Source organism: Profundicola chukchiensis (assembly GCF_029664245.1).
Classification (GTDB): domain Bacteria; phylum Bacteroidota; class Bacteroidia; order Flavobacteriales; family Weeksellaceae; genus Profundicola; species Profundicola chukchiensis.
This window is the reverse complement of the sequence record NZ_JANAIE010000006.1, coordinates 39064-55174: the sequence shown is the minus strand read 5'-3', so window position 1 is coordinate 55174 and position 16111 is coordinate 39064. Positions and strand designations below refer to the sequence as shown.

General features: G+C 33.2%; 16 protein-coding genes. 13 read left to right on the top strand and 3 right to left on the bottom strand.

Features of this window, described 5'->3' with window-relative positions; genetic code table 11:
• Nucleotides 1-32 precede the first annotated feature (32 nt).
• Complete coding sequence (locus NLM59_RS09035; protein ID WP_304417453.1) at nucleotides 33-1832, top strand: acyl-CoA dehydrogenase family protein; 1800 nt, start codon at nucleotides 33-35, stop codon at nucleotides 1830-1832.
• A 552-nt stretch (nucleotides 1833-2384) separates the two neighbouring features.
• Here the strand turns inward: NLM59_RS09035 and NLM59_RS09030 are convergent.
• Together NLM59_RS09030 and NLM59_RS09025 are read right to left on the bottom strand one after the other, a co-directional pair.
• Nucleotides 2385-3038 (bottom strand): J domain-containing protein, encoded by a 654-nt coding sequence (locus NLM59_RS09030; protein WP_304417452.1) that lies wholly within the window; start codon nucleotides 3036-3038, stop codon nucleotides 2385-2387.
• A 49-nt stretch (nucleotides 3039-3087) separates the two neighbouring features.
• Nucleotides 3088-4122 carry a GyrI-like domain-containing protein gene (locus tag NLM59_RS09025; protein WP_304417451.1) on the bottom strand — a complete coding sequence of 345 codons (1035 nt, stop codon included), beginning with the start codon at nucleotides 4120-4122 and terminating at the stop codon, nucleotides 3088-3090.
• A 142-nt stretch (nucleotides 4123-4264) separates the two neighbouring features.
• On the opposite strand from NLM59_RS09025, the gene NLM59_RS09020 reads away from it, so the two are divergent.
• The 4 genes from NLM59_RS09020 to NLM59_RS09005 all read left to right on the top strand — a co-directional run bounded on the left by NLM59_RS09020 (nucleotide 4265) and on the right by NLM59_RS09005 (nucleotide 6504).
• The gene (locus tag NLM59_RS09020; protein WP_304417450.1) at nucleotides 4265-4588 is read left to right on the top strand and encodes a hypothetical protein; all 324 of its coding nucleotides are present in this window, start codon (nucleotides 4265-4267) and stop codon (nucleotides 4586-4588) included.
• Nucleotides 4585-5163: a hypothetical protein gene (locus NLM59_RS09015; RefSeq protein WP_304417449.1), complete on the top strand. Its 579-nt coding sequence runs from the start codon at nucleotides 4585-4587 to the stop codon at nucleotides 5161-5163. The genes NLM59_RS09020 and NLM59_RS09015 overlap by 4 nt, the downstream gene beginning before the upstream one ends.
• Nucleotides 5164-5182: 19 nt before the next feature.
• On the top strand, nucleotides 5183-5773 hold the full coding sequence (locus NLM59_RS09010; protein WP_304417448.1) for a DUF937 domain-containing protein: 591 nt from the start codon (nucleotides 5183-5185) through the stop codon (nucleotides 5771-5773).
• Nucleotides 5774-5886: 113 nt separating this feature from the next.
• Nucleotides 5887-6504: a DUF1684 domain-containing protein gene (locus NLM59_RS09005; RefSeq protein ID WP_304417447.1), complete on the top strand. Its 618-nt coding sequence runs from the start codon at nucleotides 5887-5889 to the stop codon at nucleotides 6502-6504.
• Between the two features lie 81 nt (nucleotides 6505-6585).
• On the opposite strand, the gene NLM59_RS09000 is transcribed toward NLM59_RS09005, so the two are convergent.
• Nucleotides 6586-7179, bottom strand: a complete 594-nt coding sequence (locus NLM59_RS09000) for a DUF4126 domain-containing protein (protein ID WP_304417446.1) — start codon at nucleotides 7177-7179, stop codon at nucleotides 6586-6588.
• A 48-nt stretch (nucleotides 7180-7227) separates the two neighbouring features.
• Between NLM59_RS09000 and rmuC the strand changes: the two genes are divergently transcribed.
• The 8 genes from rmuC (at nucleotide 7228) to NLM59_RS08960 (ending at nucleotide 16098) form a co-directional block, all read left to right on the top strand.
• Nucleotides 7228-8706, top strand: coding sequence for a DNA recombination protein RmuC (gene rmuC / locus NLM59_RS08995; RefSeq protein ID WP_304417445.1), 1479 nt, complete (start codon nucleotides 7228-7230; stop codon nucleotides 8704-8706).
• Nucleotides 8690-9352, top strand: coding sequence for a SanA/YdcF family protein (locus NLM59_RS08990; protein ID WP_304417444.1), 663 nt, complete (start codon nucleotides 8690-8692; stop codon nucleotides 9350-9352). The genes rmuC and NLM59_RS08990 overlap by 17 nt, the downstream gene beginning before the upstream one ends.
• 79 nt (nucleotides 9353-9431) lie before the next feature.
• Complete coding sequence (locus NLM59_RS08985) at nucleotides 9432-10826, top strand: alpha-amylase family glycosyl hydrolase (RefSeq protein ID WP_304417443.1); 1395 nt, start codon at nucleotides 9432-9434, stop codon at nucleotides 10824-10826.
• Nucleotides 10826-11524, top strand: coding sequence for a formyltransferase family protein (locus tag NLM59_RS08980; protein ID WP_304417442.1), 699 nt, complete (start codon nucleotides 10826-10828; stop codon nucleotides 11522-11524). Before NLM59_RS08985 ends, NLM59_RS08980 begins: the two co-directional genes overlap by 1 nt.
• Before the next feature lie 70 nt (nucleotides 11525-11594).
• Entirely contained in the window at nucleotides 11595-11870 is a 276-nt protein-coding gene (locus NLM59_RS08975) for a hypothetical protein (protein WP_304417441.1), read from the top strand.
• Between the two features lie 116 nt (nucleotides 11871-11986).
• Nucleotides 11987-14395: a TonB-dependent receptor gene (locus NLM59_RS08970; RefSeq protein ID WP_304417440.1), complete on the top strand. Its 2409-nt coding sequence runs from the start codon at nucleotides 11987-11989 to the stop codon at nucleotides 14393-14395.
• Between the two features lie 12 nt (nucleotides 14396-14407).
• Nucleotides 14408-15022, top strand: coding sequence for a hypothetical protein (locus tag NLM59_RS08965; RefSeq protein WP_304417439.1), 615 nt, complete (start codon nucleotides 14408-14410; stop codon nucleotides 15020-15022).
• Between the two features lie 341 nt (nucleotides 15023-15363).
• Entirely contained in the window at nucleotides 15364-16098 is a 735-nt protein-coding gene (locus NLM59_RS08960) for a hypothetical protein (RefSeq protein ID WP_304417438.1), read from the top strand.
• Nucleotides 16099-16111: the final 13 nt, after the last annotated feature.

Genomic DNA, 16111 nt, shown 5'->3' with positions numbered 1-16111 from the left:
TAGACTTCAATTAAATTTAAAATAATAAGAAAATGTCAGATAATAAATCAAAACTAATCGGTGGGTCTTTCTTAGTGAAGGAAACTCCATTTAATGAAATTTTCACGCCAGAGGATTTCAGTGAGGAACAAAAAATGATGCGCGATAGCATCAAGGAATTTATCGATCGCGAAGTATGGCCTAAAAAACCTCAAATCGAAGAGAAAGATTACAAGTTAATCGAAAATATTATGACGCAATTAGGCGAAATGGGAATCTTGAGCATTAGCGTTCCAACAGAATATGATGGAATGGGAATGGGATTCGTAGATACCATGCTTGCGTGTGATTATGTTTCGGGTGCAACTGGATCATTGGCTACTGCTTATGGTGCACACACTGGAATCGGTACAATGCCAATCGTGCTTTATGGTACAGAAGATCAAAAGAAAAAGTATTTACCTAAGTTAGCTACTGGTGAATGGTTTGGTTCTTATGCCTTAACTGAGCCTGGAGCTGGATCTGATGCTAATTCAGGTAAAACTACAGCGACTCTTACAGAAGACGGTAAACACTACATCTTGAATGGTCAAAAAATGTGGATTACCAACGCTGGTTTTGCTAAGGTATTCATTGTTTTTGCCAGAATTGAAGATGATAAAAATATTACTGCTTTTATCGTAGAAAAAGATGAAGCTGGAGAAGGATTTAAGTTAGGTGAAGAAGAACCAAAATTAGGTATTCACTCCTCTTCTACTCGTCAAATTTTCTTAAGCGATGTAAAAGTTCCTGTTGAGAATTTATTGGGAGAAAGAAATGGTGGTTTCAAAATCGCTATGAATGCTCTAAACATTGGTCGTATTAAGTTAGCAGCTGCTTGTTTAGACGCTCAAAGAAGAATCTTAACTAAATCTATTGAATATGCTAACGAAAGAAAGCAATTTGATGTAGCTATTTCTTCATTTGGAGCAATTCAAAAGAAAATTGCTGAGCGTGCTATTGCAGCTTTCACTTCTGAAACTGGATCTTATCGTGCAGCAAAAGATATTCAAGATAAAATTGAAGAATTAAAAGCTAGCGGATTAGCTGACCAAGAAGCTGAATTAAAAGGAGTAGAAGAATACGCTATTGAATGTTCTATTCTTAAGGTTTGGGCTTCTGAGGCAGCGCAAGATTGTTCAGACGAAGGAATCCAAATCTTTGGTGGAATGGGTTATTCTAAAGATGTTCCGATGGAGGCAGCTTGGCGTGATGCTAGAATCGCTAGAATCTACGAAGGTACCAACGAGATCAATCGTCTATTGTCTGTAGACATGTTAATCAGACGTGCATTCAAAGGTAAAATCGATTTGATGACACCAGCAATGAATATTCAAGATGAATTAATGAGTATTCCATCTTTTGATATTCCTGATTATTCTGAAACATTAGCACAAGAAAAAGAGATCTTAGAAAACCTTAAGAAAGTATTCTTTATGGTTTCTGGGGCTGCGTTACAGAAATACGGAACCGAATTAGAGCACCAACAACAATTAATCTTAGCTGCATCTGAAATCTTAATTGAGATTTATATGGCAGAGAGTGTAATCTTACGTGCAGAGAAATTAGCTCATGAAAATTCTAGCCATGCTGAATTAGTTGAAAAAATGGCAAAGGTTCAGTTATTTAATTCTGTAGAGAAGATTAAAGCTAATGCTACCGAAGGGATTATTTCATTCGCTGAAGGTGACATGCAACGTATGATGTTGAGTGGTTTAAAGAGATTTACTCGTTATAATGAATTTCCTAACATCGTTCAATTAAAAACTGAAATTGCAGAGAAATTTATTAACGAAAATGCTTATTCGCTTTAAGCAAATCATAAAATGAGATTAAATTAATGTTAAGGATTCTTATTCAAGCATAGTATTTAATAATCTCGCTTATATTTGCACCGAAGTAAAAGTCTTTTCATAAAAGTTGAATTAACCCTCCATGAGAAATTGTGGAGGGTTTTTCATTTTTTGGTCTCTTCTGAAAGTTTAATTTTAATTCATAAAGGATAAAGTCAACAGTGGTTTTTGACCAATATTAAATGAGCTTTAAATGCTTAAGTTTTTGGGATGAAAGGTGAAAACTTCTAGAGCAGCAACATAAGTGTAATTTTAACAATAACTTTAACATATGACACATTAGCATTGGCACATGTATTGCAAATACTTTCCACGAGAAGTAAATCTTTTCATAAAAGTTGAGTTTAGCCTCCGATTCGTCGGAGGTTTTTTTATTTCTTAAATTTAAATCAGAAAAAGAATTATATTAGAGTTTGGCACAGGTATTGCATTATAGTAGTTGAAGTAAAAGTCTTTTCATAAAAGAAAAATTAAAGTCATTGAGCAATCAATGGCTTTTTTTTGTTTATATACTTAGGGTTGAACTGGTTCAACCACTCTAACACCCATAAAAATCATCATTAATATGAATATAACGACTATAGCTATCATCAAAATTCTGAGGATTAAAATAATCGCATCCATTATATTCTCATTTTCAGAAATTCTCGGCCTCCATCGTTTATTATAGATTTCGATATGCTTACGAACTGACAGACCTGTGTCAGTATTGGTGGCAATTAAAACTAAATTGACAGATCGTCCTTTTAATTTGCTAAATTTAAACTTCTCAAATCCTTCTTCTTTAAAAATTCCTAAAGGTCTGATTTGAATAAAGTCAGCATTTTTAACCTTCCATGTAACCGTAAATTCCTCAAGACGTGCCACGGAATCCTTATCAACAGAGAAGTTTTCAATTACCGGCATATAATCATTCATCGGTTGATGCGTAGGTTTATTCGAATATGGACTATAATTCGTCTTTAATTTTTGATCATAACGCCTCCTAGTCTCTTCATCTGACAAAACTTCATAAGCTTCCTGAATCTGAAGAAACATTTTACCAAAAAAGTCATCATTTGGATTTAAATCTGGATGAAACTTTTTAGATAACTTTCTGTAATTAGTTTTAATCTCACTTATATCTGCATCCGACTCTAAGCCCAGTATATTGTAGTAGTTAGTCATTGAAAAGCAAATAAAAGTGTTTAGTAAAAGTTGAGTTATTTAAAATGAACTACTCTATAATAGGAATAAAAACCTGAGTTTTAAGTTCATCTTCTGCCGTTTCTTCAGGATTGTTTAAATAAACATTGTAAGTATCATTCGATAATTCAAACAGTTGAACACTTGCGAACTTACGCATTCTATTATAAGTCACATACAATGAGTCATAGGAACCATTATGGAAAGTGGTCAAAAACTTACCTCCTGGAATGTCAGCATATTCTAAATCATCTATTTCCGGAACTTCTTCATTAAAAATATATCCACAATAGAACAAAGCATTATCTGCCTCTATATTAAATTGTTTCCACAGAACTACTGGATTTCCAATTTGCTCTACGCTCAGATTATTGGCATCCATCAAATAACTCTTTACAAGACCAAAAGTTTCGGTCATAGCCATATTCATTTCTTCACCAGCAATACTTGTTTGTTGAATAACACCAAACAATTTTTTCGGATCTTGCTCTACAATCTGAAATCCTCCCTTTTCTACATCTTGGTTTTTATAATCAAGTTCTACAGGTTTATTTAATATTGCATTTAAATTCTCTAATCCTTTTCTCAAGTTAGCTTTTACAGAACCTTTCATTAAAATATTATACACTTGAAACGGATATCCTACTTCTCCACTATCAAAAGACCATATCACTCGGGTTTTATCATCTTCCATGCGCTGGAAGATTACCTCTGTTAAATTCCCTTCTCTATCGCCAAAGCTCACATCATAATAAATAAACTCATTAAGCTTAGTTTCGGTAATTGTCATACTTCCATTGCCTAAATCGCTGTCTTCACTTTTCCAAGAAAAAGAAGCTTCCTCGCCATAGGAAGGAGATGAAAACTCCAAAACAATAGCAGAATCTTTCTGTACCCAAGCATCGAATTTGGTGAATTTTTGTAAATCATTAAAGTGGCTATACACTTTTTCTACTGGCGCATCTAGAATATACTCCTCTTCTACATACATAGATTTAGGTAAAAAGAGAGGCAAAACCGCTAGGCCAACCACTAATAACAATAAAGCAAACAAAAGATTCCTCATAACTTGATAGTTTTTACAAATATACACTCTTGGAACAAAATTTGAAAAGTAGTGTAAGGTCAATGTTCAAACTTAATAGAAGCCAATAAATTGTATTTTGCGATTTAAATTGTTAGTTTTGAAAACCTTTAGATTTTAATACATGATATTTACAGAAGAAGAAAAAATTTCGATGCTTAAAGCCATGGACGAGTTAATTCGTTCAGACAATGACATACACGAAAAAGAAGTTGAGTTTTTAGAAGCAATTGTTGAGGAATTTGATTGGGATACTGGTTTTCTAGATAAATTAGAAAACTTCAAAAAAGAGGACGCCATAAAGGCTGTTAAGTCATTATCACCTGAAAAATTAGAATATTTTCAGACTTTATTGAATGAATTGGCAAACAGTGATAAAGTTATTAATGAACAAGAAATGAATTTCATTGACCGTGTGAATGAATTTATTTCTGCCAACTCCTTATGAGATATCTCTTAATCCCTATACTTCTAATGCTTGTAGCCACATCTTGTAATAAAGGTGGATATATCTCATTAAAAGATGCAGAACGAGGAATGTTTCTAGAAAGATCTAGAAAGGTTTCTACCAACACTTTTTTCGATCGTCGTATGGAAAGTGAACTTGAAAGTCAGCTTTCAAAGGATTGGTATATTGTAAACGAGGATTTAGATTATGTCTACTTTGGACAATTGATGAAACAAAATGGTTTTACGATGATCAACCCGTTTTATCGAGTAGATAGAGTAAAGTTAGACAGTTTGTTTCCAGGCTATAGAAGTATAGAAGGAAAACATATTAAAGCTAGGGTTTTTCAATCTTTTATAAAGCCAGTTATTGAAAATCATCTAATAAGCAAATGTCCACAAAGTTATAATACTCAGTTTTCAAAAAGACAATATAAATTAACAAAAGATGGTATTGCCGCCAGTATAAAGCTGCAAGGTAAGTGCTACGAAAAAAGAGTGATGAGAGCAGATATAAATCTACTCCTTGACCCAGAAAATTTAGAAGTACTGGAAGAAAAAACTTCTATAAAATAACAACCTAAAAATATTTATTATGAATTTATTAGATTTAGTATCAGGTCCTGTAGGACAACAATTAATTGGAGGATTAAGCAAACAAACAGGTGCAAGCGATTCAAGTGTTTCGTCTGCAGTTTCTTTAGCTTTACCTTTCCTTTTAAGTCAAATGAACAAGAACGCTTCGACACCAGAGGGTGCAGCGAACTTAGATAAAGCATTAAAGGATCATCCAGGTTCTGTTTTGAACAATATTGATGGTTTATTAAACAGCGGAAATATGGCTGATGGATTAGGTATCCTAGGACATGTTTTTGGAGATAAACAAAATCAAGTAGCACAAAACATTGGTAAACAATCAGGATTATCAACGGGTAACGTATTACAAATTCTTGCTACTTTAGCTCCTATCGTTATGGGCTTCTTAGGCAAACAAAAACAATCTAACAATATCGATCAAAATGGTATTTCAGGGTTGTTAGGAGGACTTTTAGGTGGAATGCAACAAACCAACGGAAATGAATTGAGCATGATTGAAAAAATGTTAGATTCTAATGGAGATGGTAGCATTATGGACGAAGCTATGGACCTTGGATCTAAGTTATTAGGAGGTTTCTTTAAGAAATAATTCCTTTAATTAAGACAAAATATAAATGCCCAAATTATTGGGCATTTTTTTTATGCTAAATTTTTAATTCTTATTCATCTAATTGATACCTTTAAACCTTAATTCAAGTTTCAATGAAATATCTTATTATCATTTTAATTCTCATATCCAGCTGTAAGCCTATGAATAATGAGGCGCATAAGCAAGAAATCAAAGAATTTCAGGCAGAATTGAATAAGGAGTATTTGAATAAAGAGGAAACACCTTTGCGAGGTAAGTTTTATGAAAATTTCAAACAACATCCCTTCTTCCCTATTAATCCCGAATATAAAGTTGAAGCAGATTTCGAGAGAATTACAGATGCTCAGCCATTTCAAATGCCTACCTCATCGGGTAAGACTCAAACTTATTTAGCTTATGCTAAAGCAAACTTTAAATTAGATGGAAAAAATCATAGTCTAACGATTTATCAAAATCAGACTCTAAAAGATATGGAAGAATATAAAGATCATTTGTTTTTACCTTTTTATGATGAAACAAATGATGTAGAAACCTATGCTGGAGGAAGATATATTGATTTAAGCAGAACAAACTCTGATAAGATTATTATCGATTTTAATAAAGCCTACCAACCATATTGTGCCTATAATTACTACGATTATAGTTGCCCTATAGTTCCATCAGAAAATCGATTAGACATTAGAATACCGGCAGGAGTGAAATACAACAAAGAAGAATTTATTCACGATTAATTAGTTTAAAATTAAAAATCTCATCCATAAAAAAAACTCCGTAATCAATACGGAGTTTATATTTTTCATTGAGCCTTAAAACTAACTTGAAGCTCTTTTTCTTTTATTATTTATATATTTCCAGCCTTTGTAGATATAGTAGAAAACTACTAAAACCAATACAAAAGCTAAAATTGGGAATACGATCGCAGTGACACTCAAAATACCGGCTGCAGCCGTTTCTGTGGAAGATACGATAAAGTTCCCAGTACCTCCCGTAGTAGCTGTAGAAGCCATCCGTGCACTCGCTGCCGTACCTTTAACAGCAGCGGCTGTTCCTCCACCCGCAATTATGGCCAATCCCCATTGAATTACCTCTGAACTTGCATCACCAAGTGATAAAGCCATTAACATCGTTCCAGCAATTCCTGCCAAAGGAACTGCGATAGAATCTAACAAGTTATCTATCCAAGGGATAAAATAAGCTCCGATTTCCACCAAAGTCGCTACACCCAAAGTGATGATAGCCGTCCAGCTACCTACCCAAGCCCATTCTTCGTTTAAGTCAAATCCAAATTTAGCAGCCAAACTCAGCGCAAAAAGAGGTAGAAACACACGAAAGCCCGCCGAAGCGGCTAGCCCAATTCCAAGGAAAAAAGCTATGAGCATTTGTCCGTTTTCTATTATAAAATCCATATTATAGTCGTAAATTAGATTGATTTTTACATTATTTTAACAATTTTTATGCCGAATCTTGCCGATACCTTTTGGATGCTCTTGATTGTTATCCTTTTACTAATTGTTGTTATCTATTTAGTTTACATTTTCTTGAAGAATCAGTATGCTTCAAGATTAAATCAAATTACAGATAGAGAAGCTTTGTTAAGAGAAACATTCAATGATTATAAGCAGACAACAGAGGAACAATTATTAAACTTAAATGCTAAAATAGAAAGATTGCAACAGGACAATTCGTTGATGGCGCAGGACATCACTTCTTTGTCTACCCTAAAAGAAAGCCTGGAAAACAGAATTGATGAATTTAAAATTGATATTACAAAGCTTAACAAGCAACTCTACGATACAGAATTATTAAGGAATGATTTACAAATTTCATTGACTAAAGCTAATTCAGAAAACGAAAATTTAATTAATAGATTAAATGAAGAGCGAGCCCAGTTAGAAGAATTAAATAAAAAATTCAGTACAGAGTTTGAAAATTTAGCTCAAAGGATATTAGATGAGAAATCAGAGAAATTCGCCAAACAAAACCAAGAAAACTTAAGCGTTCTTTTAAATCCTTTGCAAGAAAGAATTCAAGGATTTGAAAAACGAGTTGAAAATACGCACAAGGAAAGTATTGAACACGGCGCAAAACTTCGTCAACAAATTATTGGTCTCAAAGAACTCAACGAGCAAATGTCTAAAGAGGCAAATAATTTGACACGTGCGTTGAAAGGTGAATCTAAAACTCAAGGAAACTGGGGAGAGATGATCCTTGAATCTGTATTGGAGAAATCTGGTTTACAAAAAGATCAAGAATACTTTGTTCAACAATCCTTTCAGACAGAAGATGGAAGAAGATTGTTGCCGGATGTAATTATACACCTCCCTGGAAATAAGAAAATTATTATTGACTCAAAAGTTTCATTGACAGCCTATGAAAAATATGTCAATTCAAGTGAAAATGACGAGCGAGCACAGTGGCAGAAAATGCATTATAGATCAATTGAGCGGCATATAGATCAATTGAGCAGTAAAAACTACCACAAACTCTATGAAATGGACTCATTAGATTTTGTGATGCTGTTTATTCCAATAGAAAGTGCATTTGCGCTGGCCTCTCAAACTTCGCCCTCTCTCTATCGAGATGCTTTTGAGAAGAATATTATATTAGTTACTCCTACTACGCTATTAGCAGTTTTAAGAACAATTGATACTTTATGGCAAAATGAAAAACAAAAGAAAAATGCCATTGATATTGCAACCCAGGCAGGATTATTATATGACACCTTCGCCAACTTATTAAATGAGTTAGTGAAAGTTGGTAATCAAATGGATACCGCTAAAGGTTCATATGATTCTGCAATGAAGAAACTCACTGGAAATAGAAATTTATTCAAGAATATTCAAAAACTTAAGAAATTAGGCGCAAAAGCAAGTAAACAGATAGACGAAAACATTCTAAAACACGTTGATTTAGATAATGAGGAAGAAGATTAAAGCTATTCTGAAATACTTGAGCATAACTTTCTTTACTGCTTTGGCTGTGCTATTCCTAATTTTATTTGGTAGCTATGAGTGGATTAGCCAATCTACTAGAGATCAAATCACGAATAATATTCAAGAGATTGAGCCCACCAAGACGGCACTTGTGCTTGGAACATCTAAATACGTAGTCGGCGGTGGCATTAATCGATTTTTTAAATACAGAATGGAAGCCGTAAAAAGGCTTTATGATGAAGATAAGGTTAAATTTATCATCGTTTCTGGTGATAATAGTTTGATGGAATACAATGAAACACGAGATATGAAAAATTATCTCATTCAATTGGGCGTTCCAGAAGCAGCGATTGTTGAAGACTTTGCTGGTTTTAGCACCTTAGATTCTGTTATCAGAGCCAAAGAAGTTTTTGGGCAAAATGAAATCATAATTGTCTCTCAACCATTTCATAATGAACGAGCTGTATTTATAGCGAATCACCATGGTATGAATGCAACGGGATACAACGCACAAGCTGTTAAAATTAAAAACTCCATGAAAACACATTTTAGAGAATATTTAGCGAGGGTTAAATGTTTGTTAGATGTTTATTTATGGAGGACCATGCCCAAGTTTTATAAGCAAAAAGAACACTCTTTAGATTAAAAAATTAATTTTTCTCCATTTGATATTAGGCAGGGTTTCTGCTATCTTTGTGACCAATCAAAAACAAATCTCCAATATAATGTTCAAACAGGCACTCATTCTTTCATTATTCTCTTTTACAACGCTATTTACTTCTTGTCAGAAACAAGAAGCCGAAGTTAAAGTGCAGGATCAAGCAAAAGATTCAACCATGGTAGAAAATCTAGAAATTAAACAACCTGATTGGGCTAAAAACGCTGTGATTTACGAGGTAAATATCCGTCAGTATTCAGAGGAAGGTAATTTTAAGGCTGTAACTGAAGATTTACAGCGTTTGAAAGATATGGGAATCGACATTATTTGGTTGATGCCTATCCATCCGATTGGAGAGAAAAACAGAAAAGGAAGTTTGGGTAGCTATTATGCCGTTAAGGATTATAAAGCAGTTAACCCTGAGTTCGGAAATATGGATGATTTCAAAGCTTTGGTTGATAAGGCACATGGCTTAGAAATGAAAGTGATAATTGATTGGGTTGCTAACCACTCTTCGCCAGACAATGTTTGGATTAAAGATAATTTAGATTATTATACCAAAGATAGTTTAGGCAATGCTCCTATTCCTACAGTTGGAACAGATTGGTTGGACGTAGCTGACCTAAATTATGATAACCAAGACATGCGTGCAGCTATGCAAGACGCCATGATGTTTTGGGTTAAAGAAGCAAACATCGATGGATTTAGATGTGATGTAGCAGAAATGGTTCCAATGGATTTCTGGATTGATACGAGAAAAAAATTAGATGAAATTAAGCCTGTTTTTATGTTAGCTGAAGGTGCAGAACCAGAATTACACCAAGCATTTAACATGACATATGGTTGGCCACTAAAAGATATTATGATAGATATCGCTGATAACAACAAAAGTTTTAACGCAGTGATCGACTATGTTCAAGAAAGAAACAATAAGTATAAAGCCGATGATATCATCATGTACTTTACAACTAATCATGATGAGAACTCTTGGAATTATTTAGAAAGTGATAAGTTTGGATTGAACTTAAAGAATTATAATGCTTTAACTTACGTAATGGGCGGAATGCCATTAATTTACAGTGGTCAGGAAGCTGGATTTAAAAAGCAATTAGAGTTTTTTGAAAAAGATCCAATCGATTGGGGTAATTATGAATATGCTGATTATTTCAAGAATTTAATCTCAGTTTATAAAAACAATCCTGCACTTTGGAACAACGGAGAGAGAGCTGAATATGAAGTTTTAAAAGCTGAAAATCAAGGTCTACATTTTATTATTAAGAAAAACGATGACTTAATTGCAGTATTACAGAACTACTCTAAGCATCCTCAATATGTTTCAGAAATCTCATTAAATGGATTGAATATTAAAACCAATTTAATTGATTCTTCAGACAATATTGTTTCTGAAAAAGGATTAGAAATTCCAGCTCATTCAACTATAATTATCGGTCAGTCTAAATAATGAATAAGGATAAAATTGCGGTCATTACTTATGACCATCCCCACAGAAAAACACAAGATGTAGTTTTCGGATTAAAAGCCAAAGGATATCAGGATGTGAAGCTTTATGCTTTGCCATTTGTAAAAAGAGAAAACCCTTTTAAACCGATTTATTCTCATCGTCCGAGTGATTGTCACGATATTTACCCAGAGCAATTAGCTGCTAACTTTAATTATCAATTTCAGAAAGTTGAAGTTACTGACTTGTTTGAAATATTTAATGAATCCAAACCCGACGCAATCTTAATTGCAGGCGCAGGAATTCTACCGGCAGAATTGGTTTTGAATCATAAATTGATCAACTCACACCCGGCTTATTTGCCAGAAGTTCGTGGTTTAGATGCTCTAAAATGGGCTATTTTTAATGATAAACCTATTGGTGTCACATCTCACTTTGTAAATGAACAAGCCGATGCAGGTTTTATGATCGATCGTAAATTGGTTCCTATTTATGATAACGACACTTTTCATTCGCTAGCTTACAGACAATATCGTTTAGAGATTGATATGCTCTTACAAGCCATTGAATTGATAAAAGAAAAATCTGAATTTCCAGCCTTAGAGGAAAAAGGAGAAGTTTATAGGAGAATGCCTAAATCCAAAGAAAAGGAGCTGTTAAATAATTTCGAAAATTATAGAAATAAGTTTTCTACTAAGTAAGATTTTCTAATTTTACGGCGTGCAATTTTTAAAAACAATCTTACTGAGTGTTTTTATCGGGTTTTACTTTTTGAGTATCACTCCGGTACACTTCTATGCACATAGTTTAGATCATCAAGAGTCGACTAAAAATGCTTTAGATGATTGTACTTACATCAATCTTCTGAGTTTTGGGCAAGGTAATTTCTTAAACCCAGAATCGGTTGAACTTTCTAATTCCTTAGGCGAAGAATATATTTCTAGAGAGATAATTGAAACTAAGAATAAATTAGTTTCATCTTATTTAGCCTTTCACTTTAATCTTAGGGCACCACCTTATTTGAATTGTACATATCAAATTTCTTAAGTTAATTCAATGCTTATAGCCATTCGCTATATTCATCTTTGAATTCAACTTATATCATTAATTCAACAGGCATTAAACCTCTAATAGTCTGACATTTACAATTCAAAAATAATTTAATGAAAATATATTTAACCTGCTTGGCTATGAGTGCCATAGCATTGGTGAATGCACAAAATTGTGACTTAAAGTTTGAAGGTCATATCATCGACTTTCACGATAATCAAACTTTAGACGAAGCATTAGTTAGTATTCCAGCTTTAAATTTAAATCAACTCACCGACGAGAATGGATATTTCTCCTTTGAGAATTTATGTCAAGGTGATTATGAAGTATTGGTTACACACGAAGAATGCGAACCCTTACAAGAGATGCTTACCTTAAACCAAAATGAAACTGTATCTTGGTTCTTAGAACATCATATCATTCAACTAGAAAGTATTGAAGCTAAAGGATTTCAAAAACGAGCCGTTGATACTCAATCTGAAACGCATATTCACCAAGAAGAAATCAATAAGAATAGCGTAGAAACGATTGGATATTTACTTAAATCAGTAAGTGGAGTTTCGGGATTAGAAACAGGAAACAACATTATAAAACCTATGATTCATGGTATGCATAGTAGCAGAATTATCATGATGAACCAGGGAGTGCGACAAGAAGATATGGAATGGGGTGCCGAACATGCGCCCAATATAGATTTAAATGCCTTTGAAGACATTCGAATCTTGAAGGGAGCTTCTGCCCTACGCTACGGAGGTGACGCGATTGGTGGTATTGTTATCACCGAACTTCCAAAGCTACCTAAAAGAGATACGCTAAAAGGAGTCGTTTCTATGACGGGGATTTCTAATGGTAGAGGAGGAAATCTGAATGCAGCTATTCAAAAAGGTTTTAACTCTCATTGGGCATTTCAAGCTCAAGCTTCTTATAAAAAGCATGGAGATTTTAAAGCTCCTGATTACTATTTGAGCAATAGTGGCAGTGAGCAAAAAGCCTTTGTTACAGAATTAACTTATGGCGATTTTAAACGTAAGATAAGTTTATCTTATAGCTATTTTGATACAGATTTAGGCATTATGAAGGCTTCTCACTTAGGGAATTTAAGTGATTTAGCCGACGCAATAAATGCAACCGAACCTACTGTAAAAGACGATTTTACTTATAGAATTGATAAACCTTTTCAAAATGTTCAACATCACTTGGCTAAATTAAAATATGAGAAGAGGTTTCAGAATTTCGGAAAATTAGAAACACAATATTCTTTTCAATTTAATAAACGTCAAGAATATGATGTTAGGATTGGCGAAGTAACAGATATTCCATCCATGGACGTTGAGTTGAGTACACATTCAGTGGAGGCCTATTTATCGATTGATAATTTAGATCATTTTAATCTTGAGACGGGCGTAGATTTTAATTTTCAGCATAATTATTCTGATCCTAAAACTCAGAATAAGCGCTTAATTCCTGATTTTAATAAATGGAAAACCGGTGCTTTTGTTTCGGCGAATTTTCGTCCTAATTTTCAGTGGAAATTTAATACAGGTTTGAGATATGATTTTATGCATATGGATACCAAAAAGTATTATTTTAAACGTTATTGGAATTCCATGAACTACAATGAATTATATGCAAATAACATCATAGGAGATTTTGGGAATGAATGGTTAACTCACTTTAAGCTAGATTATCACAATATTTCAGCAAGCTTGGGTGCTAGCTTTGCTCCCAACAATGACAGTGAGATATCTATGAATTATGCCTATGCCAATCGCCCGCCTAATCCGGCAGAATTGTTTAGTGAAGGATTACATCATTCGGCTGTTTCTATTGAACTAGGAGATGTAAGTTTAAACCCAGAAAAGGCGCATAAAATTACTCTTAATTATATTCAAAATGTAGCGTTTTTAAATGGGCTTAACTTAAACGTTTTAGCATATCATAATTACATTCAAGATTATATTTATCAAATTCCTTCAGGTGCTGAATACACCATTCGTGGAGCGTTTCCTGTGTGGAAGTTCAAACAAATAGATGCCGAAATTTCGGGGATTGATTTGGATATCGATTTAGATATTAATCAAGCTTTATCGTGGAGTCATCAGCTTTCTTATGTTTATGCGAATGATAAAACCAATAATTTAGCATTGATTCAGATGCCGCCTTTTGAATGGAGTCAAGAATTAAGCTATGCATGGAATAGCAAGCTTGAACCTTATATTTCATTTAGTTCACAATGGGTAGCAGAGCAAAATCGCTTTGCAGATTATAATTTCACCATCAATATTTTAGAAAATGGCGAACAAGTGAGCAAGTTGGTTGATATCAGCACACCGCCTTCTTCCTATTTCTTAATGAGCCTAAAAGCCGGAGTTTCGATTAACCTTTTTAATCATCCATTGCAAATCAATGGAAAAATCAACAACATTTCCAATACATCTTATCGTAATTATTTAAATCGTTTTAGATACTACGCAGATGAGATGGGAAGACAGTTTCAATTACAATTTATTTACAATTTTTAAGACTTTAATATCATGAAATCAATACCATACAACATACTTAGCATATTATTAATTACATTTTTATTTACATCTTGTAGCAATGATGACATTCCCGAACATATCCATGATCACGAGGGAATTCACGAGCTTGTGATTGAAAGAACCGACCTAAATGGAGAAAATCCAGTTCAATACGAATTCATTGCAGGGAATAATTTAGGTGAAACTATCTATTTAACTAGCGGAAAAATCTACAATTTCGAGATTATTGCATTGAATGGTCAAGACAACCATGAACATAACGAAGACCAGGAAGAGCATGACGACCACGAGGACCATGAAGGAGATGAGCATAATATTCTGCATGAAACACTTGAAGCTGTAGAGGAACATTTCTTTTTGTACGCTAAATCAAATTCTTTAAATATTGATTTTGAAAGAACCGACGATGCTGAATCTACACGAAATGATGGTACCAAAATTGGCGTTAAAACTAGAATCACAGCTTTAGCTAGCAGTACAGGAAACCTTCAGATTGAGTTAAAACATCAACCTACTGAGGTAAATGATCAAGCCAATAACAACTTTGGAAGTTCCGTTGGTGGCGCTACCGATATGATGGCACTTTTTCCTATTGTAGTGGAATAATTATTCTATAAGAATAAAAGTTTATTAATAACAGTAAAGCCTTATATGTAAAACTATATGCATTTAAGGCTTTTAACCTATTTAACTTACATACAATTCAATTTTATCAAAGATTCATTAAATATTATAGTTAATTGACGCTTATCATCTACATAATTCATAAGAAGTTAAACTTAATAATTTAAAATAAGTTTATTTTAAATATTCAATGCTTTAAATTATTTATTCTATCCTAAAACAAACCATTAAAAACAAAATTAGTAATTATATGTTATTTTAATTAAATTATAATTAATTTAAGTTAAATTTATCATAGATTTATTAAACAAAATTCAATTATTATGAAAAAGTTTAAAAATCTATTTTATTTACTTAGTATTATCTTAATTTCCAATTATTCATCGGCACAGAAAGTAGGAGAAACAGTTAGGTTAATCTCTCACTTAAAAGTCAAAAGCTTTGATAATATTATCGGAGAAAATAAGGATTCAGTTCAATATTTAGAGCCTTATTTATTGTATAATATTAATAAGGTTGATAGTACCAAAATTTACCTAAAAGCATTACATTTTAAAAATGACTCTACTAAACAAGTTCATTACAATGACAAGATTTACACAGTCGCTAGAAAAGAGTTTAATGAAAGTCATGAAGAGTATAAACACGATGATAAGCTTTCTATAGGAATTTTGACATTACCATTCAAAGCTCGACCACAAGGTGATTTTACCTTTGACACAAACTTTAACTTAAGCACTACATTAAATTGGAGTCTAATTAGAGTTTATAGGGCTAAACTAAATGTGCAAATTGGATCTGGTATAGGCAATGTAAATTTAAATTCTAGTAATGCGTCAGGAATCAGTGATGATAAAGCGCAAACAATTTCTTCGCTTAATTTTTTCACCGGTATCATGTTAGAGTACCATAGAGTTAATGCAGGAATGTACGTGGGTGTTGATCACATAAACAATCAAAGTGAATATCGATGGGAATCCAATGGAAACCTTTGGTTCGGAATGGGAATAGGATACGATATTTTCAAGATTTCCCTTGGAACAAAGAAAAATCAATAAAGAATTTTACTAA

Bases quoted from the DNA above. Each gene is read 5' to 3' on its own strand.
- NLM59_RS09035 (WP_304417453.1), top strand. From the start codon at position 33: ATGTCAGATAATAAATCAAAACTAATCGGTGGGTCTTTCTTAGTGAAG.
- NLM59_RS09030 (WP_304417452.1), bottom strand. From the start codon at position 3,038: ATGACTAACTACTACAATATACTGGGCTTAGAGTCGGATGCAGATATA.
- NLM59_RS09025 (WP_304417451.1), bottom strand. From the start codon at position 4,122: ATGAGGAATCTTTTGTTTGCTTTATTGTTATTAGTGGTTGGCCTAGCG.
- NLM59_RS09020 (WP_304417450.1), top strand. From the start codon at position 4,265: ATGATATTTACAGAAGAAGAAAAAATTTCGATGCTTAAAGCCATGGAC.
- NLM59_RS09015 (WP_304417449.1), top strand. From the start codon at position 4,585: ATGAGATATCTCTTAATCCCTATACTTCTAATGCTTGTAGCCACATCT.
- NLM59_RS09010 (WP_304417448.1), top strand. From the start codon at position 5,183: ATGAATTTATTAGATTTAGTATCAGGTCCTGTAGGACAACAATTAATT.
- NLM59_RS09005 (WP_304417447.1), top strand. From the start codon at position 5,887: ATGAAATATCTTATTATCATTTTAATTCTCATATCCAGCTGTAAGCCT.
- NLM59_RS09000 (WP_304417446.1), bottom strand. From the start codon at position 7,179: ATGGATTTTATAATAGAAAACGGACAAATGCTCATAGCTTTTTTCCTT.
- rmuC (WP_304417445.1), top strand. From the start codon at position 7,228: ATGCCGAATCTTGCCGATACCTTTTGGATGCTCTTGATTGTTATCCTT.
- NLM59_RS08990 (WP_304417444.1), top strand. From the start codon at position 8,690: ATGAGGAAGAAGATTAAAGCTATTCTGAAATACTTGAGCATAACTTTC.
- NLM59_RS08985 (WP_304417443.1), top strand. From the start codon at position 9,432: ATGTTCAAACAGGCACTCATTCTTTCATTATTCTCTTTTACAACGCTA.
- NLM59_RS08980 (WP_304417442.1), top strand. From the start codon at position 10,826: ATGAATAAGGATAAAATTGCGGTCATTACTTATGACCATCCCCACAGA.
- NLM59_RS08970 (WP_304417440.1), top strand. From the start codon at position 11,987: ATGAAAATATATTTAACCTGCTTGGCTATGAGTGCCATAGCATTGGTG.
- NLM59_RS08965 (WP_304417439.1), top strand. From the start codon at position 14,408: ATGAAATCAATACCATACAACATACTTAGCATATTATTAATTACATTT.
- NLM59_RS08960 (WP_304417438.1), top strand. From the start codon at position 15,364: ATGAAAAAGTTTAAAAATCTATTTTATTTACTTAGTATTATCTTAATT.